This is a genomic window from Armatimonas sp. (genome assembly GCF_031410135.1).
Taxonomy (GTDB): domain Bacteria; phylum Armatimonadota; class Armatimonadia; order Armatimonadales; family Armatimonadaceae; genus Armatimonas.
The window spans coordinates 16,505-38,429 of the sequence record NZ_JANNYP010000797.1; the positions used below are offsets into that span (position 1 = coordinate 16,505).

General features: G+C 57.0%; 25 protein-coding genes. 14 read left to right on the forward strand and 11 right to left on the reverse strand.

Annotation, left to right across the window (positions count from 1 at the left end; all coding sequences use genetic code 11):
* Nucleotides 1-88: 88 nt before the first annotated feature.
* Complete coding sequence (gene hisF, locus RMO15_RS29125) at nucleotides 89-856, reverse strand: imidazole glycerol phosphate synthase subunit HisF (RefSeq protein ID WP_369016177.1); 768 nt, start codon at nucleotides 854-856, stop codon at nucleotides 89-91.
* Nucleotides 857-985: 129 nt separating this feature from the next.
* Here hisF and RMO15_RS29130 point away from each other — a divergent pair, with 129 nt between their 5' ends.
* The 3 genes from RMO15_RS29130 to RMO15_RS29140 are packed head-to-tail and all read left to right on the forward strand — an operon-like array spanning nucleotide 986 to nucleotide 3,943.
* A complete protein-coding gene (locus tag RMO15_RS29130) occupies nucleotides 986-1,189 on the forward strand; it encodes a hypothetical protein (protein ID WP_309721368.1) in 204 nt (67 codons plus the stop codon).
* A gap of 3 nt (nucleotides 1,190-1,192) precedes the next feature.
* A complete protein-coding gene (locus RMO15_RS29135) occupies nucleotides 1,193-2,794 on the forward strand; it encodes a sulfatase-like hydrolase/transferase (RefSeq protein WP_309721371.1) in 1,602 nt (533 codons plus the stop codon).
* Nucleotides 2,795-2,818: 24 nt separating this feature from the next.
* A complete protein-coding gene (locus tag RMO15_RS29140) occupies nucleotides 2,819-3,943 on the forward strand; it encodes a DUF3472 domain-containing protein (protein ID WP_309721374.1) in 1,125 nt (374 codons plus the stop codon).
* A 278-nt stretch (nucleotides 3,944-4,221) separates the two neighbouring features.
* On the opposite strand, the gene RMO15_RS29145 is transcribed toward RMO15_RS29140, so the two are convergent.
* Nucleotides 4,222-5,505, reverse strand: a complete 1,284-nt coding sequence (locus RMO15_RS29145) for a PhoPQ-activated protein PqaA family protein (RefSeq protein WP_309721377.1) — start codon at nucleotides 5,503-5,505, stop codon at nucleotides 4,222-4,224.
* A gap of 27 nt (nucleotides 5,506-5,532) precedes the next feature.
* On the opposite strand from RMO15_RS29145, the gene zwf reads away from it, so the two are divergent.
* Together zwf and plsY are read left to right on the forward strand one after the other, a co-directional pair.
* Nucleotides 5,533-6,993 (forward strand): glucose-6-phosphate dehydrogenase, encoded by a 1,461-nt coding sequence (zwf, locus tag RMO15_RS29150; protein WP_309721382.1) that lies wholly within the window; start codon nucleotides 5,533-5,535, stop codon nucleotides 6,991-6,993.
* A gap of 5 nt (nucleotides 6,994-6,998) precedes the next feature.
* Entirely contained in the window at nucleotides 6,999-7,598 is a 600-nt protein-coding gene (gene plsY / locus RMO15_RS29155) for a glycerol-3-phosphate 1-O-acyltransferase PlsY (RefSeq protein ID WP_369016178.1), read from the forward strand.
* Here the strand turns inward: plsY and RMO15_RS29160 are convergent.
* The 4 genes from RMO15_RS29160 to dnaA all read right to left on the reverse strand — a co-directional run bounded on the left by RMO15_RS29160 (nucleotide 7,582) and on the right by dnaA (nucleotide 11,646).
* Nucleotides 7,582-8,268, reverse strand: a complete 687-nt coding sequence (locus RMO15_RS29160; RefSeq protein ID WP_309721386.1) for a Crp/Fnr family transcriptional regulator — start codon at nucleotides 8,266-8,268, stop codon at nucleotides 7,582-7,584. The two genes, plsY and RMO15_RS29160, sit on opposite strands and share 17 nt — an antisense overlap.
* 7 nt (nucleotides 8,269-8,275) lie before the next feature.
* Nucleotides 8,276-8,965, reverse strand: coding sequence for a phosphoribosylformylglycinamidine synthase subunit PurQ (purQ, locus tag RMO15_RS29165; RefSeq protein WP_309721389.1), 690 nt, complete (start codon nucleotides 8,963-8,965; stop codon nucleotides 8,276-8,278).
* The gene (gene purS / locus RMO15_RS29170; RefSeq protein WP_309721392.1) at nucleotides 8,962-9,204 is read right to left on the reverse strand and encodes a phosphoribosylformylglycinamidine synthase subunit PurS; all 243 of its coding nucleotides are present in this window, start codon (nucleotides 9,202-9,204) and stop codon (nucleotides 8,962-8,964) included. Before purS ends, purQ begins: the two co-directional genes overlap by 4 nt.
* A gap of 678 nt (nucleotides 9,205-9,882) precedes the next feature.
* Nucleotides 9,883-11,646 carry a chromosomal replication initiator protein DnaA gene (gene dnaA, locus RMO15_RS29175; protein WP_309721394.1) on the reverse strand — a complete coding sequence of 588 codons (1,764 nt, stop codon included), beginning with the start codon at nucleotides 11,644-11,646 and terminating at the stop codon, nucleotides 9,883-9,885.
* Nucleotides 11,647-12,111: 465 nt separating this feature from the next.
* On the opposite strand from dnaA, the gene RMO15_RS29180 reads away from it, so the two are divergent.
* Nucleotides 12,112-12,663, forward strand: a complete 552-nt coding sequence (locus RMO15_RS29180) for a hypothetical protein (RefSeq protein WP_309721396.1) — start codon at nucleotides 12,112-12,114, stop codon at nucleotides 12,661-12,663.
* Nucleotides 12,664-12,690: 27 nt separating this feature from the next.
* Here RMO15_RS29180 and RMO15_RS29185 read toward each other — a convergent pair whose 3' ends face one another.
* Both RMO15_RS29185 and RMO15_RS29190 read right to left on the reverse strand, forming a co-directional pair.
* Nucleotides 12,691-13,560 (reverse strand): DUF6807 family protein, encoded by an 870-nt coding sequence (locus RMO15_RS29185; protein WP_309721399.1) that lies wholly within the window; start codon nucleotides 13,558-13,560, stop codon nucleotides 12,691-12,693.
* Nucleotides 13,557-14,852 carry a hypothetical protein gene (locus RMO15_RS29190; protein WP_309721402.1) on the reverse strand — a complete coding sequence of 432 codons (1,296 nt, stop codon included), beginning with the start codon at nucleotides 14,850-14,852 and terminating at the stop codon, nucleotides 13,557-13,559. The genes RMO15_RS29185 and RMO15_RS29190 overlap by 4 nt, the downstream gene beginning before the upstream one ends.
* Nucleotides 14,853-14,879: 27 nt before the next feature.
* Between RMO15_RS29190 and RMO15_RS29195 the strand changes: the two genes are divergently transcribed.
* From RMO15_RS29195 to RMO15_RS29225, 7 genes are read left to right on the forward strand one after another with little or no spacing between them, the layout of a single operon-like run.
* Complete coding sequence (locus RMO15_RS29195) at nucleotides 14,880-15,545, forward strand: 7-carboxy-7-deazaguanine synthase QueE (protein ID WP_309721405.1); 666 nt, start codon at nucleotides 14,880-14,882, stop codon at nucleotides 15,543-15,545.
* Between the two features lie 6 nt (nucleotides 15,546-15,551).
* Entirely contained in the window at nucleotides 15,552-16,349 is a 798-nt protein-coding gene (locus tag RMO15_RS29200) for a PD-(D/E)XK nuclease family protein (protein ID WP_309721408.1), read from the forward strand.
* Nucleotides 16,350-16,384: 35 nt separating this feature from the next.
* Nucleotides 16,385-17,590 (forward strand): tryptophan synthase subunit beta, encoded by a 1,206-nt coding sequence (trpB, locus tag RMO15_RS29205; protein WP_309721411.1) that lies wholly within the window; start codon nucleotides 16,385-16,387, stop codon nucleotides 17,588-17,590.
* A 9-nt stretch (nucleotides 17,591-17,599) separates the two neighbouring features.
* Entirely contained in the window at nucleotides 17,600-17,986 is a 387-nt protein-coding gene (locus tag RMO15_RS29210) for a hypothetical protein (protein WP_309721414.1), read from the forward strand.
* Nucleotides 17,983-18,396, forward strand: a complete 414-nt coding sequence (locus RMO15_RS29215) for an HNH endonuclease signature motif containing protein (protein WP_309721417.1) — start codon at nucleotides 17,983-17,985, stop codon at nucleotides 18,394-18,396. The genes RMO15_RS29210 and RMO15_RS29215 overlap by 4 nt, the downstream gene beginning before the upstream one ends.
* Nucleotides 18,393-18,611 carry a hypothetical protein gene (locus tag RMO15_RS29220; RefSeq protein ID WP_309721419.1) on the forward strand — a complete coding sequence of 73 codons (219 nt, stop codon included), beginning with the start codon at nucleotides 18,393-18,395 and terminating at the stop codon, nucleotides 18,609-18,611. Before RMO15_RS29215 ends, RMO15_RS29220 begins: the two co-directional genes overlap by 4 nt.
* A gap of 9 nt (nucleotides 18,612-18,620) precedes the next feature.
* Entirely contained in the window at nucleotides 18,621-19,166 is a 546-nt protein-coding gene (locus RMO15_RS29225) for an O-methyltransferase (RefSeq protein ID WP_309721421.1), read from the forward strand.
* Here RMO15_RS29225 and RMO15_RS29230 read toward each other — a convergent pair.
* Nucleotides 19,163-19,801 (reverse strand): Uma2 family endonuclease, encoded by a 639-nt coding sequence (locus RMO15_RS29230; RefSeq protein WP_309721423.1) that lies wholly within the window; start codon nucleotides 19,799-19,801, stop codon nucleotides 19,163-19,165. The two genes, RMO15_RS29225 and RMO15_RS29230, sit on opposite strands and share 4 nt — an antisense overlap.
* 57 nt (nucleotides 19,802-19,858) lie before the next feature.
* Here RMO15_RS29230 and RMO15_RS29235 point away from each other — a divergent pair, with 57 nt between their 5' ends.
* The gene (locus RMO15_RS29235) at nucleotides 19,859-20,377 is read left to right on the forward strand and encodes a hypothetical protein (RefSeq protein ID WP_309721425.1); all 519 of its coding nucleotides are present in this window, start codon (nucleotides 19,859-19,861) and stop codon (nucleotides 20,375-20,377) included.
* On the opposite strand, the gene RMO15_RS29240 is transcribed toward RMO15_RS29235, so the two are convergent.
* A complete protein-coding gene (locus tag RMO15_RS29240) occupies nucleotides 20,374-21,258 on the reverse strand; it encodes a fumarylacetoacetate hydrolase family protein (RefSeq protein WP_309721428.1) in 885 nt (294 codons plus the stop codon). The genes RMO15_RS29235 and RMO15_RS29240 overlap by 4 nt on opposite strands.
* Before the next feature lies 1 nt (nucleotide 21,259).
* The gene (locus tag RMO15_RS29245) at nucleotides 21,260-21,913 is read right to left on the reverse strand and encodes a DsbA family protein (protein ID WP_309721431.1); all 654 of its coding nucleotides are present in this window, start codon (nucleotides 21,911-21,913) and stop codon (nucleotides 21,260-21,262) included.
* Nucleotides 21,914-21,925: the final 12 nt, after the last annotated feature.

Genomic DNA, 21,925 nt, shown 5'->3' on the forward strand with positions numbered 1-21,925 from the left:
GGCCTTCGGCCAAAAAGTCACTCCGTGACTGCCTGGCTCCCAGACGCCGCTTTCAATCGGCGGGATAGATCGTGGTGATGAAACTATTTTACAGCTTCCGAACAGCAACGCCATTTTCAGCGAGGTAGTCTTTTAATTGCCCGACGGTGTACTCGCCGTAGTGGAGCATGGAGGCCAGCAAGACGGCGTCAGCGCGGCCTTCGGTGACGGCTTCGACGAGGTGCTGGGGCGTTCCGGCTCCGCCTGAGGCGATCACGGGAATGGGCACAAGCTCGGAGACGGCACGGGTGAGGGGCAGGTCGTAGCCGGTCTTCATGCCGTCGGCGTCCATCGAGGTCAGCAGAATCTCGCCCGCGCCGAGTTTGGCTACGCGCTCGGCCCACTCCAGCGCGTCTATGCCGGTAGGAGTGCGCCCACCGTGCGAGTGCACCTCCCAGCCGGACTTCGTATTGCCGGTCTTTTTCGGGTCAATGGCGACCACGATGCACTGGCTCCCAAAGCGCTCGCTGGCCTCGCGAATTAAATCGGGGTTCTTGAGCGCGGCGGAGTTGATCGAGACCTTATCGGCTCCCGTGGCGATCATGCGCCGCACATCGTCCACACAGGTGATCCCGCCCCCTACTGTGAACGGAATAAAGACCTGCTCGGCGACGCGGCTGGCGAGCTCGAAGATCAGGCTCCGCTTGTCCGACGAGGCCGTGATGTCCAGAAAGACCAGCTCATCGGCTCCTTGAGCATCGTAGCGTGCGGCCAGCTCCACCGGGTCGCCCGCATCGCGCAAGCCTAAAAAATTTACGCCTTTGACGACGCGGCCCTCTTTAATATCAAGACAGGGAATAATCCGGCGGGTAAGCATAATTTTCATTCTATCGTGCACCAATTCACACTTTACTAATCTTTCCATGTGAGACTATTTTTGAGAGCTCCTCACCAGCTTAGATGGCGATAAGAGCTTTACAACCTAATTAAAAAGACTCAAATCAAGATGAATATCAGCTCACTCCGTCTTGCCATCCTGGCACTTGTTGTCTGGGACTTGACCGCTCGTCCTGCTCATGCCTATCTCGATCCTGGAATCGGAAGCCATGCATTCCAAGTCGCATTGGCCGGGCTATTTGGAGGGATCTTTGCTCTTAAAGCCATGATTCAAGGACTTGTGTTCCGGCTACGTACCTGGCGACAAAAATAACGAATGCGGCAACGACTCTGGCGAATCATCACGGTTGTTTTTGGACCTCTCTGCGCACTCCTCTACCCCCTCTTGGGAACGTGGAGCCAAAATGGAGCGGAAGTCTCAGGCAGTGACCTCCTACGACCTATGCTGGTGATACTGCTGTTCACACTAGCTTTTGGAGGAGTTCTATGGCTTGCTACACGACGTGACACAGAGCGTACAGCCACTTTAGCCACCCTGGTTCTGTTACTTTTCTTCAGCCACGACCTCGTGCTTTTCTATGTTGCCCCGGAAGTGCGTGACTTTCTGAAGACGCTTTTGCCCTATCAAACCCTCATAATTGAAGCCCCTTGGGTAGATATTAGCCTTTGGTTGGTTTTAGCTCTGTCACTGATAGGCATATGTAGCAGGATTCGCGACTCCATAAAGCTACTGACAAGGCTGACGTTTTTCAGCGGCATCCTACTGGGCTCTCTCACGCCCCATCTTGTCCCGTTAGTGAGATCTAATAACTTTTCTCTCCCTTCAGCTAGTACCCCAGCGAAGGTTGCTCCCACACGCTCTTACTCTTCTAGCCCACTTCCCGATCTAATCTGTATTGTCCTCGATGGCTACGGTCGTCAGGATGTTCTCCAGAGACTCTATGGCCTCGATAATACGCCTTTTTTACAAGAGCTAGAGAAACGCGGTTTCTATATCGCCCGAAAGAGCCGTGCTAACTACATTCAAACCCCACTGGCACTCTCTTCAGCCTTCAACCTCGACTATATCTTGCCTCCCACAAAGGTATATGAACATGACACGATTTTTAGCCAAGAGTCACTTGATAAGAATCGTATCCGTACTCTTCTAAAGCCCAAAGGGTTCTCGTTTATCTCCGTCCCAACAGGGGTTGTCCAGACCCAAACCCCCACAGCAGATCTGATTCTGGAGCAAGTGACTCTTCGAGGCTTTCGTCTCACGGACATGGAACGCATGCTACTCCTGCGCACACCACTGGGCTTCTTACTCAGGTTTGAGCGCACTGCCTTTGACGATCACCGGAGCCGCTTGCTCAGTGCCCTAGATATTAACCTGCCTGCCGCTGTTGCTCTCCCCCAGCCAAAGTTTATCTTTGCCCATATCCTAGCTCCCCATCCGCCGTTTGTCTTTGGCCCAAAAGGGGAGCCACGCTACCCGGCGGGTGCGAGCTTTACAATCGGCGATGCCACGGACTACACCCATCGTGGTTCGGAGAAAAACTACCACCAAGGCTACGCCGACCAGCTGGTTTATCTCAATCAAAAGGTACTAGAGAGCCTTGACATGATCCAAAAAAATACCACGCGCCCCACTGTGATTGTTCTCATGGGCGACCATGGACCGCGCATGAAGACGGACTGGAAGTCTTTGGCAAATACTGATGTCCATGAAGTATTTTTCAACCTGATGGCCGTCTCCACCCCCGACGGAAAAGCAGAGGAGCTGCTGGGCGAGTCGGTGAGCCCCATCAATGTATTTCGCCTTGTGCTAACACGCTACTTTGGTCAAAATCTGCCCCGCCTGCCCGATCAGAGCTACTACTCTACCCTCCAGAGACCCTATGCCTTCAGCGATATTACTCCCCAGCTAGGAGATTAGCCCCTGGGTGGTGAAAAAGAGGGCATGCATCAAGAAACACTTCGCATCCCTGCCTTCACTGCCTATGAGGAAAAAGGGACCCTGGTCTGGTACGGGGAGATTAAGCAAACCGGCCCACTTGTCTTCGCACTGGAGGGGAAAAGCAGCGATCTCTTTATCGAGAAAGTTCCTGCCACAGGTATTCGTGAGGTGGGCTTTGAAGGCTTTACAAAGACGGTGCGCTGCTTTGTGGGTGGCCAAGGGACTATCTCGGTAACGCCGGGCTACTGGCGCTTCGCACTGAAGGCTCCAGGCAAAGCTGAGGCGCTACTGCTCTCCGGGCCTGCCAGCAAAGACGCACACTTCAACCTTAAGGAGCGCAAGAATGCGGCATCGGTGCACTTAAGCTATGCATTGGAGAAAACCACCAGAGCCGAGTGGTTCTACAATGAAATAACGGTTCGCACGACGCCGCTTTACTCCTACTACATGGCCTGTGGGTTTGCACGAGGATACTTTGGTATCCAGGTCAATAGCCCCACTGAGCGGCGGATTATCTTCTCGATCTGGGACAGCGGCAACGAGGGGGTGGATCGCAGTAAAGTCGCCGACGAAGACCAAGTGAAGCTCTTGGCCAAGGGCGAGGGCGTCGTGGCGAGCGGCTTTGGCAACGAAGGAACCGGTGGGCACAGCCATCTTGTCTATCCCTGGAAGCAGGACACGACCTACAAATTTCTGGTTCACGCCGAGCCCGTCCATGTGGGCAACGGCCAGCAGACCATCTACTCCGGCTACTTCTGGTTCCCCGAGAAGCGCACCTGGGGCCTGATCGCTCGCTTCCGTGCGCCCAAAGATGGCAACTATCTCTCGGGGCTCTACTCCTTCAATGAGAACTTCGGCGGCGACAATGGTCAGCTTCTGCGCCTGGCAGAGTTTGGCCCCAGCTGGATCCGAACGAGTGAAGACAAGTGGCAGGAGCTAGCAGCAGCAAGCTTTAGCTGCGATGCTACGGGGCGGGCGAAAGATCGCTTAGACTTCGCGGCGGGCGTTGCTAAGAGTGGACGCTGGTATCTTTCTAACGGTGGCTTTGTGAAAAATGGGATTGCCTACAAAGACCCTCTCCCGCCACGTAAGCAACATGGAAAGCCTCCGGAGACGCTACCCGCGTAGCAGGCGGCGCACAAAAGCGAGGGAGCTGCTCCCCACCAGGAGGGCTCCTAGTCCATTTAGAGGAGGAAGGCTAAAGGACGTCTGCTTCGCTCCCATTACCACGAGGGCGCACAGTGCCCCCATTAGTCCTACAATGGTCAGCGCCATTGCAGATGCAACTACTTTGTCTCTTCGGTTTAGATAGCCCACAATGAGGCCATGCTACTATATATTGATTATAAAATCACTAAAATATCGAATAAACAAGCAGTATTACCTATAAAGATTTATTATCAAGTTTATTTCCCCAGTATTTTCATCTGGGTAGCTAAGGTAAAAGGCTTACCCAACTCAATTTCATAAGTCAGCTCCCCATAAGTTGCTGCAAACCCCGTCTCAGGTGCCTGGTAGCGCCCTGTAGCTCGGTTTCCGGAGATGACAATTTCCTCAGATGTCCACTTGGAATCACGGAAGTCAGTTGTCATACTCGTACAGCGGAAGAGGCGGGCAGACTTAAGCGGCACATCACTCTGGATCGCGAGCTCTGCCGTGCGGCCGCTACCACTCCACTTCCATGTCGGAGTCGGCCATTTCTTCTTCTGAGCAAGCGTTCGTGCAAAGGCAGAAAGTGTGGTGAGTAAGCGTCCTCGATCTTCGAGACCATGACCAGAATTGGGCATATAGAGCACCCATTTTGCACCTTTAAGATCATCCCAGTAGAGATTAAGCGCATCTTGGGACCAGTATCTATCGTTGGTGCCCAGTAAGATCAGCTTGGGAAGCGTGAGCTGATTTTTGTAGGAAATGGGATCTTCCAGCTTCATCAGCTCTTTGCCACGTGGAGCCAGCAGGAGCTTATCAAAGCCCACAGCAGTGTAATCAGCGACCTGCTCACTAGGCTTTCCGTACATTGCAAGCTGATGAGGGATTTGTTTTTCGACATGGAGAATGTCAATGACCATGGGCGCAATGGCAACCACACGCTTATCGCCGCTGGCCCCCACAAGCCAGGTGGTCCAGCCACGCTTGCTCGCGCCGGTGATCAGAAAGCGCTTGAGCTCAGGGCGAAACGCCTGGAGAGCATCCATTGCCTTGATCACTGCCTTGGCCATGGGAAAGTGGAGTGGCCAGGTATCATCGCCCGTTTCTAAGAATCGCTGCCAGGTATAGACAATTAACGCATCTTCGGTTAGGCCACCGTAGAGCGGTTGCTTGGGAATGTGGTAGAGGATCGCAAAGGCACTTTTGGTGTTCTGGGCGGCAAGCATCCCGATCAGCTCCTCCTCAGTTCCGCCACCGCCACCCGTATTGAGGAGGGTGCAGAAGTCGGGGGAGAGCACTTTATCGGGAAGAAAGAGTTGCAGGCGATGCTCCCAAACATGCTCGTGCCAGGTCTGGGAGACCAACCAAAGCTCGTAGAGCACTCCGCCTGCAATCTTCTTTTCGCCACGTTTTTCCCACTTATACACAGGTTCAGGGCGGGCAATATAGCCTTTCAGACCGCCCTCTGCCATGGCGACTGTCGGAAGTGCGCTGGTAAGGGCAACTCCCGTAATACTTGAAAGAAAACATCGTCGGTTCATGGGTATTATGGTACCCTGATAATCGGAATGAACGATCTTGATCCCTGCGTATTTGTTCTCTTTGGCGCTACGGGCGACCTAACCCGCCGCAAACTGACTCCTGCTCTCTACGCGCTTCACCGCGAGGGACTGCTCCCCGAAGACTTTGTCATCTTAGCCTATGCCCGTCGTGATAAAGATGATGCAATTTTCCGAGCCGATCTCAAAGCGTCTATGGCCGAGTTTGCTCCGAAGGTTCCTCTAGATAAGTGGGACTCCTTTGCTGAGCACTGCTTCTATGTTCGTGGTGAGTTTGACTCCGCTGAGGGTTTTACGGCGCTTCGTGACAAACTAGAAAAACTTGATATTGAGCACAATGTCAAACATAACTGGCTTTTCTATCTGGCAATTCCCCCGGAGCAGTATGAGGGAGTGGTGGGACATCTAGGAGCCTCGGGACTCTCGCGCAAAGGGATGACCGACCATGGCTGGGCACGGGTGATCGTCGAGAAGCCTTTTGGCTATGATTTAGAGACCAGTCGGCACCTGAACGAGGCACTTCTGGGACACTTTACGGAAGATCAGGTCTACCGCATTGACCACTATCTAGGTAAAGAGACCGTCCAGAACATTCTCTTCTTCCGGTTCGCCAATGAGATTTTTGAGCCACTCTGGAACCATAAGTACGTGGACCATGTGCAGATCACCGTGGCCGAAAAAATCGGGGTGGAGGGGCGTGGGAACTTCTTCGATGCAACCGGGATGACGCGTGATGTGCTGCAAAACCACGCGCTCCAGATTCTGTCTCTCGTGGCGATGGAGGCCCCCGTACGCTTGGATGCCAACGCGGTGCGCGATGAGAAAGTGAAAGCCATCCGAGGGATTCGGCCTATCCCTCGCGAGGAAGTCCACCACATGACGGTTCGTGGGCAGTACGATAGCTACCGCCACGAGGAGGGCGTTCCTCCTGGATCGGACACGGAGACCTTTGTGGCGATGAAGCTACACATGGACAACTGGCGCTGGGCGGGAACACCGTTTTATGTTCGCTGTGCCAAGGCGATGCCCAAGCGCATGACCGAGGTGGCCGTGCAGTTCAAGGCGATCCCACAGGTGCTCTTTGCGCGAACTAACCGTGATGAAGTGCATCCCAATGTGCTCGTGCTGCGCATCCAGCCCGATGAGGGGATTTTCCTCCAGATGGGAGCCAAGAAACCAGGCCCGGACATGGCGCTCCATCCGGTGAACCTAGGATTTCTCTACCGCGATGAGTTCAAGGACATCCCTATCGCGGATGCCTACGAGCGCCTGATACTTGATACGATCCGGGGCGATGCGAGCCTCTTTGCCCGGGGCGATGAAGTCGAGGCTGCCTGGAAGCTACTCACACCCGTGATGGAAGCCTGGAAAGAGCGCCCGCACGACGTTCAGCCCTACTTCACCAATACTTGGGGGCCAGAGAAGGCAGGTACCCTCCTTGATCCCGGCCAGAGCTGGAGAGAGCCCTAGTGAGCCTGAGTCCCTGGGTTGTCTGCCTGCTGGCGTTTCTGTTTGGGGCGATTCCCTTTGGTCTGGTGATTGGCAAGCTCAAGGGGGTGGACCTTCGGACGAAGGGCTCTGGCAATATCGGGGCTAGCAATGCAATGCGAGAGCTCGGCAAGCCGCTCGGAGCGCTGGTTTTTATGCTGGACACTCTGAAAGGGTGGCTCCCCGTTTTTGCCGCTCATCAGCTAGGATTTTCGCCCGAGTGGCTGGTGGGTGTGGGGCTTGCGGCGGTCTTTGGGCATATCTACTCGCCATTTATGCGCTTCAAGGGCGGCAAAGGGGTTGCCACAGCTCTGGGAGTGCTGCTGGGCCTCGACTGGCGTGTGGCCCTGATCGCCTTCGGAATTTTTATCGTGGTCGTCGCTGTCACGGACTATATCTCGGTGGGCTCGATCAGCGCCGCAGTGGCCCAGGCCGCGCTCTTCTGGGTCTTCGCTGACCCGCTACCGATGAAGCTATTCGGTGCCGTCGTGGGACTGTTTGTGATCGTCCGCCACCACTCCAATATCCAGCGCTTGCTAAAAGGCGAAGAGAATCGGCTACGAAAGAAGGCTACGCCGCCCGTTTAACCAGGGCATCGTGGTTGTAGACCGTGATGTGGTAGGTAGTATCCACAGTGATAAAACCTTTCTGCTTAAAATAGCCCATCGCCTTGTTCACGGACTCCCGCGATGCTCCGACAAGGCTCGCCATGTCGTTCTGGGTGAGCCTCAGCTCAATCCGACGACCCGCACCATTCTCCACGTCCACACCATGGGTTTTGGAAAGGTGCAAGAGCTGGCTGGCGATGCGCCCGTAGACATCCTGGCTGGAGAGCGAGCGAATCCAGCTCGTGGCGCGGCGTAGGCGGCCCGCAAGCTGCTTGAGAAGCTCGACGGCAATGGCAGGGACGGCATGGAGACAGGCATGGAAGTCTTCGGCGGGGAGTGCCAGAACTTCGGTGGGCTCTAGCGCGACCACGTCAGCGGAGCGCTCCTCCCCATCCAGAACGGAGAACTCTCCAAAGAAGTCGCCCGGACGATAGATCGCAATAATGGTCTCGTCCTCAGAGTCGAGGTAGGCACACTTTGCCTTCCCCGATGTCAGGATAAACAGTGCATCTCCCGGTGTGCCTCGCCGGACAATCACATCACGCTCTGCATAGCTCCGGCGCTTCAGGTACTTTGCCACGTACTCCAGCTGCTCTTCCGTGAGCCCCGAGAAAAGAGGGATGGCCCCCAGTGCCTTCGATAGAATCATGTCCCTGTTATACCTGAGCCTGAGTCAACGTCGCAAGAATGCTCTGAAACATGCAGGCCCCATCGGCAGAGCCAAGCCCTACTCGAACCGCACGCTCCGGGTGGGGCATCATCCCCATCACATTGCGCCTCGGCCCCCCCAGCACCCCCGCAATGTCGTCTTGAGAGCCATTGGGGTTGTCACTCGCGTAGCGGAAGAGAATCCGATCTTCGTCCACAAGCTGGGCATGCATCTCCGGGGTACAGACATAGCGGCCTTCCCCATGGGCAATGGGAATCGAGAGAGTCGCATCTTTCTCACAGGCGCTCGTAAACGGAGAGTTAGTTGTCTCGACTCTGAGGTCCACGTGCTTGCAGACAAACTTCAGGCCCTCGTTGCGTGCCAGCGCTCCCGGAAGCAGGCCCGCCTCACAGAGAATCTGAAAGCCGTTGCAGATTCCCATCACCAAGCCGCCCCCTGCCGCAAACTTCGCCACTTCGTCCATGATCGGGGCAAACCGCGCAATGGCTCCGGCTCGGAGTGCATCCCCGTAGGAAAAGCCGCCCGGCACAATGACGATATCCACGTTCTGGAGATCGGTGCTCTGGTGCCAGAGGAGCTTCGCTTCACCACAGCCCAGCTCTTTCCAGGCATTGGCGGCATCCCGGTCGCAGTTAGAGCCAGGAAAGACAATCACCCCTGCCGTAAAACCGCTCACTCCGCCACTCCATTAGCGTCCACTTCGATGTGGTACGACTCCATCACGGGGTTGGCAAGAAGCTTCTCGCACATTGCCTTCGCATCCTCGGGGTTTGCGGTTTCAAGCTCGATCACTTTCCCGACACGGACATTTTTGACATCGGTGTAGCCTAGGCTATGCAACGCTTCCTGGATGGTGCGGCCCTGAGCATCCAAGAGAGCAGGCTTTAGCGTGACGGTAACAGTGACTTTAGACAAGAGAATTTCCTTTCGGGAGTTTCGGATGTTGAGATGAGTTTCTGGTGGGTGGGACGGTCTTCAGTATGCCATGTCTTCTTTCTTCCGTCAAGGCTTGGAAAAGCCCTTCGCTTTCCGCTAGGCGTCTCTTTCTTATTCTCTGCTATCTCTTTTTTTTATTACTCTTAGTAGTAGTAGTAGGGGGAGGCTCTAGCCTGTGGATAACTCGGAAAATCACCCAAACACTTTGTATGACAAAGTTAAAAAATACCTCTAAAATGGCAAACATAATACAAACAAAATAGCTACTTTCAGGGTAGACACACGGAAATTTCAGGCAAACAAAGTTATCCACAGGGCTGTGGATAACTCGACTTTGCCTGTGGATAACTCGGCAGTTATCCACAGGCAGCCCAAAGTTATCCACAGGTTATCCACAGGAAAACGGTTAGAAAACAGAAGTTATCCACAGGCAAGCCCGAGTTATCCACAAGTTATCCACAGGTTATCCACAGGTTATCCACAGCCCTGTGGATAACTATTTTTTTAAGATCGGTATAAATTAATCCATTCTTTAGAGGATTTTATTTGAGACAAATTTGAGACACTTCAAGACGATGACGTATTAAGATAAGCGAAGTGGAGACGTGCAGAAACGAACCTAGCGCAAGAGCGCTGGTTCATGCTAAGGGAGAGGGCTTACGGAGCTACTGGATCGGTTGAGGGGCTAGATTCTTGACGAATCTGGTTGCTAAGCTCACTGAGAAGCTCACGGAGCGTGTCGTCGCCGGTGAGCTGGTCTCGGAGGCTGGTGCAGGCGTGCATGACGGTGGTATGGTCGCGGCCCCCGAAGAACTGGCCGATCCCTGGCAGGCTGGTTTCGGTGAGCTCACGCATGAGCAGCATCGCCACTTGCCGGGCACGGGCAGTCTCTTTATCACGCTTCTTGCCCTTGAGAGCCTCAGGATCTAGGCCGTAGCGTCGCGCGACGACTGCTTGGATAATGTTAGCGGTAATGCGGCCTCTGGGAGCACCGGAGACGGCTTGTGAGGCCTCCAGCAGCCCCACAGGGCTATTGGGGTCGGCAGGAAGGCTTCCCAGACCAGCCGATGCAAAGTACCGCGCCAGAATGTCCGAGGCCAGCTCTTCCGTGACCGGGGAGTTGACCAGCGAGGCGTAGGCGACCAGCTTGACAAGGGCACCCTCTAGCGTTCGGATATTGCTCTGCACGAGGCGCGCCATGTACATCAGCACATCATCGGGGATGCGCATGCGTTCCACCTCGGCTTTTTTCTGCAAGATGGCGAGGCGCGTCTCTAGGTCGGGCGGCGCGATATCGGCGATCAGGCCAGACTCGAAGCGGGAGCGCAGGCGCTCGTCCATCATCTTTAGTTCACGGGGGCTCCGGTCCGACGAGATCACGATCTGCTTGCCGGTCTGATAGAGCGCGTTGAAGGTGTGGAAAAACTCTTCGTTGGTCTTGTCCTTGCCCGCGATGAACTGAATGTCATCGAGCAGGAAGACATCAATGTTGCGCCAGCGCCGACGGAACTCTTCCATCTTGTTCTCGCGGCTGGCTTTGACAAAAGCAGTGGTGAAAGCCTCACCAGAGACATAGCAGACATGCTCCGGGCCACGCTGCGCCACAACTTGGTGGCCGATGGCGTGCATCAGGTGCGTCTTGCCGATTCCGGGAGGGCCGTAGAGAAACAGCGGGTTGTAGACCTCGCCAGGGGCCTGCGCCACGGCGTGGGCACCGCCCTCTGCCAAGCGGTTGCTGCGCCCGGTCACAAAGGCATCAAAAGTATAGCGCGGGTTAAGCTGGGGGGCATCGGGGTGAGGCGCTGTCGAGCCCGAAGAGCTTGAGCTACTTACAGACTGGGGACGCGCGACAGCCACGGTGTTCTGCCTGGCTTTGGGAGGCGCGAGCGGAATGCGGGGCGAGGGGACAACAACAATCTCGGCTTCAAGGGTGAGGGGCTCCCCTTGAGGCTCTGGCAGTGCGGCTACCAGGGCCTCGTCGGGTGCGGAGACCTGCTCGATGCGACTCAGCGCGTCGGTCGGAGCGAGGAAATGACCGTTGGTCGGTGCCTCGAACAGGCTTGGTGTGATCGCCTTGGGTTGGCCTAGCTGCTCGGCAGAGGTGCGGCTCTGATCTTGCAGCAAAGCAAACTGAAGTCTAACTTCCCGATCCAGAACTTCTTCGAGAAGTCCTTGGATAAGCGGGGTATGTCGCTTCTCTACCCACTCTCTTGTAAACGCCGAAGGAACGCCCAGTGTGATGTCGCAGAGAATCCGTCCCTCACTCATCCGCTCGCTGAGAAAGAGCGGCTTCAAGGTTCGAATATGAGTCTCAAACGTGGGCTTGTTCACCCGTGTGGCGAGCATGCGCAGCGTGCGATCCCAGGCACGCCGCAGGACGATGGGTATGTCTTCGTCCTCAAATTGTAGTTGCTCACTCACGACCGTCTTGTGCTCCCCGTCCCGATACCACTAGACAAAATCCAGCGGGGAGACAGGGGGGATTCTAGCCCACATACAGGCGCTCTGCAAGGCAGTCGAAACCGTCGTTTGCTGTGTTTACCCAGCGTCAGAAGTGTTAAATTCGAGCGAATAGAAGCAATAGAATTTTTTGCTTGCAATACCTATCAAACCTGTACACATTGGCAGAAGAGGGGGTATGCTGGTCTTGTTGAGTGTTGGGTAAACAAGTGTTTAATAAAATATTTAATGATAGTAATTAATAATAAAAAAGAATTAAGTAGACTGTATTTTGCCTGGGGATTGGTTCTTGTCTCTGTTGGCTATTCGTTTGCTTGTTCACGCATGGCAAACTCAGATGGTCGTAGTGCGGTGGCTCTCAATCTCTTAATATTTATTTCGTGTATTTTTTACATATTAAAAACTCGGGATAAGGCACTCGCTTGTTTGCTTTTTTCTGCTACGGTGTTTGGAGTTGTGGAGCTGCTAGCGGACTTCTTGTGTGTTCGTAGCACCCGGACACTGGACTACTCCATGGCTCACTCGGCCATGATTTTGGAGTCGCCGTGGTGGATGCCGCTCTCATGGGCGATAGTGGCTTTACAAGTGGGCGTTCTCGGGAATCGGGCCATCGAGCGCTTTGGCTTAACGCGTGGCGCGCTTCTCACGGGCCTGCTCGGGGCTCTGTTGATTCCCTTCTATGAGGAGATGGCATGGGGGGCGCACTGGTGGCGCTATGAAAACTGCCTGATGGTGGGCCACACGCCGGTCTATATCATTGTCGCCGAGTTTGTGATCGGCGCAGGGCTGGCGCTGTGGGGACATTCCACGCTCCGCACCGACTCCTACCGCCGCGCTGCCCTGCTCGGAGCTGTGGCTGGTCTGGTGACGGTTTTAGGGGGCATTCTGGGCTGGGGGCTGGTGGAGTTTCTCGGGCGGGGTGCGAGGCCTTTTGCCCCCTCCTCGTTTCCCTCCTCCCCCGGCCCCTCCTCCCGATAACGGGAAAGGAGGGGAGAGAGGGGGGACTTACAGGAAGGTGTTGATCTCGTCGGGGTTGATGCGCCGAGGGAGGATGAGGACGGTGTAAAGGTAGGTGATTTTCTCGCCTTTCTTAAGGACGATCGGCTCGTGGAAAAGGGGGGCGGGGCCGAAGAAGTTGTAGTCGGTCTTGGCGGCGCCGTAGAAGGGCTCGGGGTAGCGCGTGTTCTCAGGCGAGGGCAGAAAGACCACGGCGCAGTCCTTGCCGTCGGGTGTCGTGCCCTCAATTCCGCCCCACTTGTAGCGCTCGCCCGTGCAGCGCGTCGTGACCGTACCATCGTCGAAGACCAGACGCGGGTTCTCTAGGTCGTTGCGAAGGCGCACAAAGAGGCCACCGTAGCCGCCCCAGGTAGTGAAGGGAGTTCGGTCGAGGGTCACGTCTTGTTGCGGATAAATATTAAAGCACCAATGTAACCTGAGGACGTCCTCTTGGAACATCATATTGAGAGCACGGCGCTCACCAAGTATGGGATCAGAGCTATTACTAGGTTTCCAATCAAGATTGTGGTGGAAGACAGACATAAAGCCACCACGAAGCTCTTCGAACTCTTCCTCTGTACACTGCTCCTTCATGGTTTCTGAATCTTCATACAAGTCTGTGCTGGTTGTATGTTGGTATCCGAAAATCTCGTCGCGCTCTTCCCAATAATTCACTCCATTGACGAACTTAAACGCGAACCAGAGACCACGGTGCCAGGTGTGGTCGGCGGGCTCGTGCTCGGTGATGGTGGTGCCGTCGGGGAGGCGCAGGGGATGGATAAAGGGTTTGGGGGCCGAGGCATAGTCGTAGCGCAGGCGCTCGATACCGTTGTCGTCGGTGAGGCCGATCCACTGACCGAGCTCGTGGGTGATTCTCATGGCGTGATCTTGCCGTCGGTGATGGTGAGGGTCGGCCAGCCCGCCGGTGATCTATGGTAGAGCGTCGGGTGGGCTGCGAGGGCAGCGTCTTGGGTGGCTTTGTCGAACATGGAGAGCCCGGCGAAGTAGTGATGCCCGTTGCGCTCGACACTCTCGATTCCCAGCGCCGCCATCACAGCGAGATCTTGTTCCAGACAAACCGGCCCGACACAGGTCAGGTCCTCGCCGGAGAGAAGTGCGCCGCGCTTTTTCGCTAGGCAGGCATTGGCGACTCCTTTAAAAACGCCTTTACAGCCCTTGTGGCTTGTCCCTGCGTAGCCCAGTGCTAGGGCACGAGGAAAGTCCCCGATTGCGCCATCGGACTCATCAATAATAATGGGCGGGTGGCCGTCCCACGCAGCGAGTCCCGCCCCCGCCGCCTCGGTGAGGGCATGGTCGCGGTGGAGGGGCTGCTCGATAAACAGACAGTGGGCTTTGTGGTTACTCGGCAGGCCATCCCAGACGGCGCGAACGTTGGCAAAGTCTGTGTAGGACTCATTGGCATCAAGGGTGAAGGCCCAGTCGGCAGGGGCATGGGCGGCGCAGACTTCTAAAACGGCGCGGGTGCGGGCGATATCGGCCTCGACATTGCCCCCGAGTTTGAGCTTGAAGTGCCGCAGCCCATAGGTAGCGATGTTATCTTCAAGAGTCTTGGGCAGGGCATCGTCGCGCTCAAGGCCCGAGAGAGGATCACCCATCCCGACGGTGTGGCGAAGCGTGATTTCCTTGCGTGGCGCAGCGGGGAGCCAGTCGGTGATCTGCGTTTCGGCAAGCTCAGGGTGCACCGCGCCCAGCTCGATTCCGAAGGCATTGGTCTTGAGAAGTGCGTGGAACGGCTGGCCCGTTGCGTTGCAGAGCGCATCAATCACGGCCCGCTCCACCAGAGTCACGGGAAAGTGTGTCCAGAGCGTGGGCAGGCCCGACTCTTGGGCATAGGCCGCCTGCTTTTCATAGAGCGCCTGCCAGAGCGCAAAGGCAGTTTCCGCCTCCAGACCCGTTGCCCACCCGAGAGTTTTCTTGATCAGCGCGATTAGCTCAAGATTATCCGCATCCGGCGACGTGTCCGGGCGCTTGTAGAGCCACTTGGGCGAGAGATGCTCGGCGGAGATTCCCGTGGTGCATTTGCCGTCTATTTCCACATCTATCTCAACAAAGGCATGCGTGAGGTCGGTGACCGTGGCGATCCCGTAGCGAAAGGGCAGGCGCAGGTGCAGGTCTTGCAGGCGCAGGCGGCAGGCGATGATGCGAATCATGGGGAGATTATAACGGTAAAATACCCCGTGAGCTTTCCACTGCCAACCTATCAGGGCCAGACCCCCGATCCCGCTGCTGCAACCAAAGAAGCAGTCGCTATCTGGAAAACCGGCAAGATTCCCCTCGTCGAGATCTTCTACTCCCTCCAAGGCGAGGGAGGACGCGTGGGGCAGGCGACGGTCTTTGTGCGCTTGGCGGGCTGCTCGCTAGCCTGCTCGTTCTGCGACACGGACTTTCGGGTCAAGCGCAGCCTGAGCGTGGAGGACGTCGTCGCCGAAGTCCTGGAATTTGGCTGCGGCTGGGTCTGCCTGACGGGTGGTGAGCCGACGCTCTTTGACCTCAAGCCGCTCTGTGATGCCCTTCATGCGGCAGGATTAAGGCTCCAGATCGAGACAAACGGCATGCACCCGCGCTCGGACTGGGGACTTGAGCATATCACCGTCTCGCCGAAAGAGACCGAGGGTGGCCACATCAAGCCCTGGTACTTTGAGCACGCCACGGAGTTCAAGTACGTGGTGGACGATGAGGCGGATATTCAGCGTGCCCAAAGCTCGCTCTTTCCCGGCACGATCTACCTACAGCCCAACGCCCTCAACCCCGCCGCGACCCCGCTCTGTATCGAGGCGGTCAAAACCCATCCCCAGCGCTTCCGACTGAGCCTCCAAACCCACAAAATGCTGGAGATTCCGTGAGGCCCCATGCCGCGTAAGTTCACGGTGAGCCCGACCAAGCTCCGCACATTTCACCAGTGCCCGGCCAAGTACAAGCTGGAGTACATCGAGAAGCTGGGGCGTTTTTATCGAAAGCCGCGGGCGGGTTTCTCGTTTGGAGCATCACTGCATAACGTGCTGGAGCAGTTTCATACCCAGGGCGGGGCGGAAGCGGTGACAGTCGAGACCCTCACGGAGACTTTGGTGAGCAAGTGGCAGTCTCAGGGCTATAAAGACGCGGAGCAGGAGCAGGCTTATAAGGCCGAGGCGGTGAAGATTCTGGCGGCCTATCACGCACGAGCTGTCGAGGTGGCCACTGAGTTGCCTTTAGAGGAAGCGCCGGTGACGCTCTACTCCGAAAAGACCCTCAATGCGCCGCTCTCGCCGGAGATTGTCTTGTCCGGGCGAGTGGATCGTGTGGATCAGCACCCAGACGCCTCACTGGAGATCGTGGACTACAAGAGTGGCCGAGAAGTGGTCGAACCCGAGCACGTGGCGGGGGCGCTGGCGATGAGTATCTACCAGTCGCTCCTCAAGCACCATCATCCTGAGCAGCGGGTTTTTGCGACGATTATCGCCCTGCGCACGGGCTCGCAGGCGTCGCACGAGCAGACCCCCGAGGAGCGCGAGTGGCTCCTCGCCGACTGTTTAGAGACCGCTGAGACCCTACGCAACAAAGACTGGGATGGTATCTTGCCCGTCGTCAACGAACACTGCCCCGACTGCGACTACCTTCCCCACTGCGAGCGCTACTGGAAACGCCAGAACCACGACTCGTTTTTTTAGAAGAATCTGAATAGGTGACGCGGTATCATAGCCGTATGGAAACCTTTGTCTCTGCCGCCGATAAGCTTGGGCATTTTGGGCCTTTTGGGGGGCGCTATGTCCCGGAAACGCTGATCCCTGCGCTGGAAGAGCTGGAGCGGGCGTGGCAAGATGCGCTGGCCGACCCGGAGTTCACTCAGGAGTTCCACTACCACCTCAAGAACTTCGTGGGCCGCGAGACGCCGCTGACTTTCGCCGAGGGCCTGACCCGCGAGCTGGGGGGGGCGAAGATCTACCTGAAGCGCGAGGATCTCTGCCACACCGGGGCGCACAAGATCAACAATACGATTGGGCAGATTCTCTTGGCGCGGCGCATGGGCAAGCCGCGCATTATCGCCGAGACGGGCGCGGGGCAGCACGGGGTTGCCACGGCGACGGTCTGCGCCAAGTTTGGCTTTCCCTGCATTGTCTATATGGGCGCGGTGGATGTCGAGCGGCAGGCGCTCAATGTCTTTCGGATGAAGCTGCTCGGGGCAGAAGTGCGCCCCGTGACCAGCGGCACGGCGACCCTAAAAGACGCGGGCAACGAGGCCATGCGCGACTGGATCGCCAATGTCCGCGACACACACTACATTCTGGGCTCTGCCGTCGGGCCGCACCCGTTTCCCTCGCTCGTGCGGGACTTCCAGAGCGTGATCGGAAAAGAGACCCGCGCCCAAGTTCTCGAAGCCGAGGGACGCCTCCCCGATGTGGTTGTGGCGTGCGTCGGTGGTGGCAGCAATGCGATGGGCATGTTCCACCCGTTCTCCGGCGACGAGTCGGTCCGGCTTGTCGGAGTGGAGGCGGCGGGCGCTGGCGTGAACACGGATCGACACGCGGCGACCATCACCATGGGCCGTCCGGGGGTTTTCCAGGGCGCGAACACCTATCTCCTCCAGGATGAGTGGGGCCAGATCCAAGAAGCACACTCCATCAGCGCCGGGCTCGACTACCCCGGAATCGGCCCCGAGCACTCGTCGTTTAAGCTCCGAGGCCGCGCCGAGTACGCCGCCGTCACGGATACCGAAGCGCTCGATGCCCTCGGCTGGGTCTCGCGCGTCGAGGGGATCTTGCCTGCCCTGGAAACCGCACATGCCTTCGCACACGTCAAAAAGCTCGCCCCCACTCTCTCCAAAGACACCATTCTCGTCGTCTGCCTCTCCGGGCGCGGGGATAAGGATGTCAACACCGTGATGAAGGCGCTGGAAACCGTCGAGCGATAAAATATGCACATGGCACTCACTATTCCAGCAGAAACCGAGTCCCTTTTGCGAGCGGAAGAAGCCCGGACGGGTGTTCCTGCTGTAGAGCTTCTCAGCCAAGCCGTTAAAGCCAAGTTCGCCACAGCTCCAAATCCCCCTAGCGATGAGGAGCTTCTGCGTCGGGCCACACAAAAACTTTCCGAGAGCTTTTGGGAGCGCTACCGTGCCCTCGTCGCAAAGCAGAAATCCGAAATAATCACCGAGCTGGAGCGTGGTGAGTTAATAGCTGTGGTGCGTCAGGCAAATGAGTGGCACAACGAGCGCCTAGAGGCTGCGATTGCTCTGGCAAAGTGGCGTGGCATTCCCTTTGCCCAGCTCAAGCAAGAACTTGACCTTGCACCAATAGTGGTGGAATGACCGAGCGCCTGAGGCAAACGGTTCGAGAGCGTGCCAGAGGTCACTGCGAGTACTGCCTTGCCCCTGATGACCACTCTTCGGCATCGTTCACGATTGACCATCTCAGGCCACGCTCCGCGCAGGGTTCCGATGATCCTGCCAATCTCGCTTGGAGCTGCTGGAACTGCAACAGCCATAAAGCCGCCGCTATGACCGCACTTGACCCTCTGACAAACCAGCAAGTTGCTCTCTTTCATCCTCGAACAGACACTTGGGAAGAACACTTTCGCTGGGATGAGGAACAAGTGCGAGTTGAGGGAATTACCCCAACGGGCCGTGCAACCGTAGAACGCCTCCAGATGAACGAACCTGCCATCGTCAACCTGCGCCGCTTGCTCATGCTCATTGAGCGCCATCCGCCAGTGCTATGAAACTGCCCAAGCGCCGCAAACTCAAATCTCGCATAGTAACAGTCGAAGAAGTCGAGGCGTTTCTTTTTGCGAACGGGAAAACTCTTGGAGATTGGCTGCTCTATGACAGTATCCCTCGCAGTGGCACTTTGGATTGGATGATTGATGATAATGCTCTTGCGGAGGCAGTGTGCAACTACTTACGCGATCACGGTATTGTTGAGGAGGCGGGGTAAAATAATCCCATGTCTAACCTAGATTCTCTCCTCGTCGAGCTTGAAGCTACTGCGGATGCGTTTTGGAACATCAGTCGCGAGAACGCGGTGTTTTTATCGTCGTTGCTGAAAGCGATGGGGGCAACGCGCGTGCTGGAAGTAGGGACGTCTAACGGTTACTCGACGCTCTGGTTTGCAGAGGCCGTCAAAGCCAACGGCGGCGAGGTCGTGACGCTGGAGTTCGACGCGGGGCGTGCGGTATTGGCGCGGGAGAATTTTACCAAAGCGGGCTTGTCACAGACCATCACACTGATTGAGGGCGACGCCTGCGAGACGCTAAAAACGCTCACCGGCCTGTTTGATTTTGTCTTTCTGGATGCCGAGAAGCCCGAGTACGCCGCGTATCTACGACTCGCAGTGCCTCTCACGCGCACCAATGGCCTGATTATCGGCGACGACACAATCTCCATGGCCGACCAGATGCCTGAGTATCTCGCGCTTGCCTTCGCCCACCTAGAGCTAGAGTCCGTTGCTGTGCCCATAGACGATGGGATCGTGCTCTCGCGCAAACGTTAGAGTGTGATTTCGAAAAGCATACGGACGTTGAGGACGAACCCAGGAAGCTCCGGGGAGCAGTTAATTGTTTCGGGGTCGCTGAGGCGAAGTGGCTCTGCGTTAGGGCGGTAGAGGTGAACGGTGCGGGTGGTGGGATCGAGAAGCAGTCCAAGGCGGACACCGTTGTCCTGCCACTCGACCATTTTCTCTTGCAAGGCGGGCAGGCGGTCTGTCTCGGAGCGTAGCTCGACGATGAAGTCTGGGGTGAGGGGGAGGAAGCCGTCGCGCTGCTCGGGAGTGAGAGTGGCTAGCCGCTCGTGAGAAATCCAAGCGGCGTCAGGCGAGCGTACCGCGCCGTTGGGGAGCTCAAAGCCACCACTTGACTCCGAAATTTCACCGAGTCCGTTCTGGAGGTTCCACATTCCAAGGTAGGTGGTGAGAAGCGCGTTGCGCTTGCTGGTAAGGTATTTCGTGGGCATTTCGATAGAGAGCTCGCCGGTGGCGTTTCGCTCGATTCGTAGCTCGGCGTTGTCTTGGCAGAAGGTGAAGAAATCCTCGACCTTGGTCATGTCCAGCTCGGGCCGGAGGCGAAGCTGGGTATCTTCTGCGAAGGGAAAGCGCAACAGAAGGGGGGCGACCTGGGTCAGAGTGGACATAGACACATTTTATCGCAAACGGTAGAATCTAGGGTAGGCAGAAAAAAGGGTTTACAGATGTCGTTTTCGCAGCAACAACAAGAGCAACTTTCGTCCATTGTGGAGCGCGAGGTGCAGCGCCGTTCGGACACGGATCACCTGAAGCTCCTCTCGATTGGCTTTTATATCCAGAGCGGGATCTCGCTACTTGCCAGTCTTTACGGCCTGCTCTATATCTTCCTGGGGATGATGGGAGGCACCGGAAGCCGTCCTGGAGATCCGTTCCCGATGGCGATTTTTGTGGGCATGGGAATAGCAATCTTTGCTGGGGGGCTTTTGATGGCGGCGCTGAACCTGATGGCGGGGCGTAGCCTGACGCGTAAGCAGAACCTGACTCTTATTCAGATTCTGGCGGGGCTGAGCTGTCTGAATGTCCCGTATGGCACCGCGCTGGGTGTGCTGACCTTTATGGTGCTGGGCCGCCCCACGGTCAAAGCGCTCTTTGAGGGCCGCGATCCGTATGGGCCGCCCCCTCCCGGCACGCCAGGCGCACCGGAAGAGGGCAACTGGTACAGGAGTCAGGGCGGGGGCTTCTAGCTTTCGTCGCGAGAGACCGCGCTCCGTAGAGTGCCGATCCCTTCGATCTCCACCTCCACCATATCGCCGATCACAAGCGGCCCGACGCCCGGTGGGGTTCCGGTGGCGATGACGTCGCCGGGCTCTAGCGCAAACCAGGTGGAGAGGTAGGCGATGAGCTTGGGGATCGAGTGGATCATCTGGCTGGTGGTGCCGTCTTGCTTGGTCTCGCCGTTGACACGGAGCTGAACCCGGATCGCCGACGGATCGGGAAATGCGTCTGCAGTGACCAGATGCGGCCCGAGCGGCCCGAAAGTATCGAGGCTCTTGGCGAGAAACCACGGGTGGCCCTTGCTCTGGAGAGCCTTGGATTTTTCCCGCGCCGTGATGTCGTTGAAGCATGTGTAGGCCACCACACACTCCATCGCATCGGCTTCAGAGATGTTCTTGCCGCCCTTGCCGAGCACGACCAGAAGCTCGCCTTCGTAGTCCACGCGCCCTGCCCAATCCGGAATAAATACCTCGCTGTCGGGGCCGATCACGCTCTGGGAAGCTTTCAGAAACACCACGGGCTCGTCGGGGACGGCATTGCCCAGCTCCTTGGCGTGTTCGGCGTAGTTGCGGCCAATGGCCAGAATCCGATTGGGTTTAGGGATTGGGGCGAGGCGTGGGGCAAACGGGGCAAGGAGTAGGTCTTCCAGCTGCCCAGTTTCCAGCAAGACTGCCAGCGCCCGCTCTAGGCGCTTTGCGAGCGCTGCCGCATCGCACGCGGCCTCGAACGGCGTTGTGGGAGCCAGAGCCGTGTCCCCTGCGGCGGTGAGTGCTGCTGCCACAGGTAGGAGCTGCTCCTCCTCGCCGTAGGTCACGGCCAAGCGGTTGTCGGAGAGTAAAGCGAGTTTCATGTTACTTGGGTTTCCTTACTAAAAATCGCTGGGTCGCGTAGGCCAGCTCCACATAGTGTGCTTCGGCGAGAATCTCTTCAGTGCCAAAAATAAACGTCGGGACATGACGGATGCCCTTGGCGTAGGCTCCGTCATCGAAAGCGAGGATATTTTCCGCGCCCTGCCCAGCATCAATCGAAGCCAGCAGTGCCTCGGTATCTAGACCAAGCTGCGCACCGAGCTGCCCGAGAACTTCCCACGACTCGATGTCTTCGCAGCGCTCCCAGTAGGCCCGGTAGATCGCTTCATGCCAAGCAAACTCGGTAGCATTGTCGGTGTTGGCTTTGACAAACTCGGCACCGAGGAGCGCACGGTGGGTTCGGACAAAGCCGGGGCGCGGCTCGGGCACTAAAATTTGCTCGCTCTCGCAGAACAGATCAAAGCGCGTTTTTTTGCGGTTGGGATCACGTGGGGCACTCGGGCCGGGCTTGGAGAGCAGCTGCGGCTCTAGCCCGGGGGGATACAGCTCGGCTCCCCGCCAGTCGAAGACCACGTCGAACTCGGCGGCGAGGCGCTCGGCATGGAAAAAACCGACCCAGCACCAAGGGCAGAGATAGTCGTGGAAGAGAACGATGTTGTCGCGAGTCGCGTAGGGGCGGAGCTCAAAAATAGTCACGAGAAAAGTATA

Bases quoted from the DNA above. Each gene is read 5' to 3' on its own strand.
- hisF (WP_369016177.1), bottom strand. From the start codon at position 856: ATGCTTACCCGCCGGATTATTCCCTGTCTTGATATTAAAGAGGGCCGC.
- RMO15_RS29130 (WP_309721368.1), top strand. From the start codon at position 986: ATGAATATCAGCTCACTCCGTCTTGCCATCCTGGCACTTGTTGTCTGG.
- RMO15_RS29135 (WP_309721371.1), top strand. From the start codon at position 1,193: ATGCGGCAACGACTCTGGCGAATCATCACGGTTGTTTTTGGACCTCTC.
- RMO15_RS29140 (WP_309721374.1), top strand. From the start codon at position 2,819: ATGCATCAAGAAACACTTCGCATCCCTGCCTTCACTGCCTATGAGGAA.
- RMO15_RS29145 (WP_309721377.1), bottom strand. From the start codon at position 5,505: ATGAACCGACGATGTTTTCTTTCAAGTATTACGGGAGTTGCCCTTACC.
- zwf (WP_309721382.1), top strand. From the start codon at position 5,533: ATGAACGATCTTGATCCCTGCGTATTTGTTCTCTTTGGCGCTACGGGC.
- RMO15_RS29160 (WP_309721386.1), bottom strand. From the start codon at position 8,268: ATGATTCTATCGAAGGCACTGGGGGCCATCCCTCTTTTCTCGGGGCTC.
- RMO15_RS29185 (WP_309721399.1), bottom strand. From the start codon at position 13,560: ATGAGAATCACCCACGAGCTCGGTCAGTGGATCGGCCTCACCGACGAC.
- RMO15_RS29190 (WP_309721402.1), bottom strand. From the start codon at position 14,852: ATGATTCGCATCATCGCCTGCCGCCTGCGCCTGCAAGACCTGCACCTG.
- RMO15_RS29200 (WP_309721408.1), top strand. From the start codon at position 15,552: ATGCCGCGTAAGTTCACGGTGAGCCCGACCAAGCTCCGCACATTTCAC.
- trpB (WP_309721411.1), top strand. From the start codon at position 16,385: ATGGAAACCTTTGTCTCTGCCGCCGATAAGCTTGGGCATTTTGGGCCT.
- RMO15_RS29210 (WP_309721414.1), top strand. From the start codon at position 17,600: ATGGCACTCACTATTCCAGCAGAAACCGAGTCCCTTTTGCGAGCGGAA.
- RMO15_RS29215 (WP_309721417.1), top strand. From the start codon at position 17,983: ATGACCGAGCGCCTGAGGCAAACGGTTCGAGAGCGTGCCAGAGGTCAC.
- RMO15_RS29220 (WP_309721419.1), top strand. From the start codon at position 18,393: ATGAAACTGCCCAAGCGCCGCAAACTCAAATCTCGCATAGTAACAGTC.
- RMO15_RS29225 (WP_309721421.1), top strand. From the start codon at position 18,621: ATGTCTAACCTAGATTCTCTCCTCGTCGAGCTTGAAGCTACTGCGGAT.
- RMO15_RS29230 (WP_309721423.1), bottom strand. From the start codon at position 19,801: ATGTCCACTCTGACCCAGGTCGCCCCCCTTCTGTTGCGCTTTCCCTTC.
- RMO15_RS29235 (WP_309721425.1), top strand. From the start codon at position 19,859: ATGTCGTTTTCGCAGCAACAACAAGAGCAACTTTCGTCCATTGTGGAG.
- RMO15_RS29240 (WP_309721428.1), bottom strand. From the start codon at position 21,258: ATGAAACTCGCTTTACTCTCCGACAACCGCTTGGCCGTGACCTACGGC.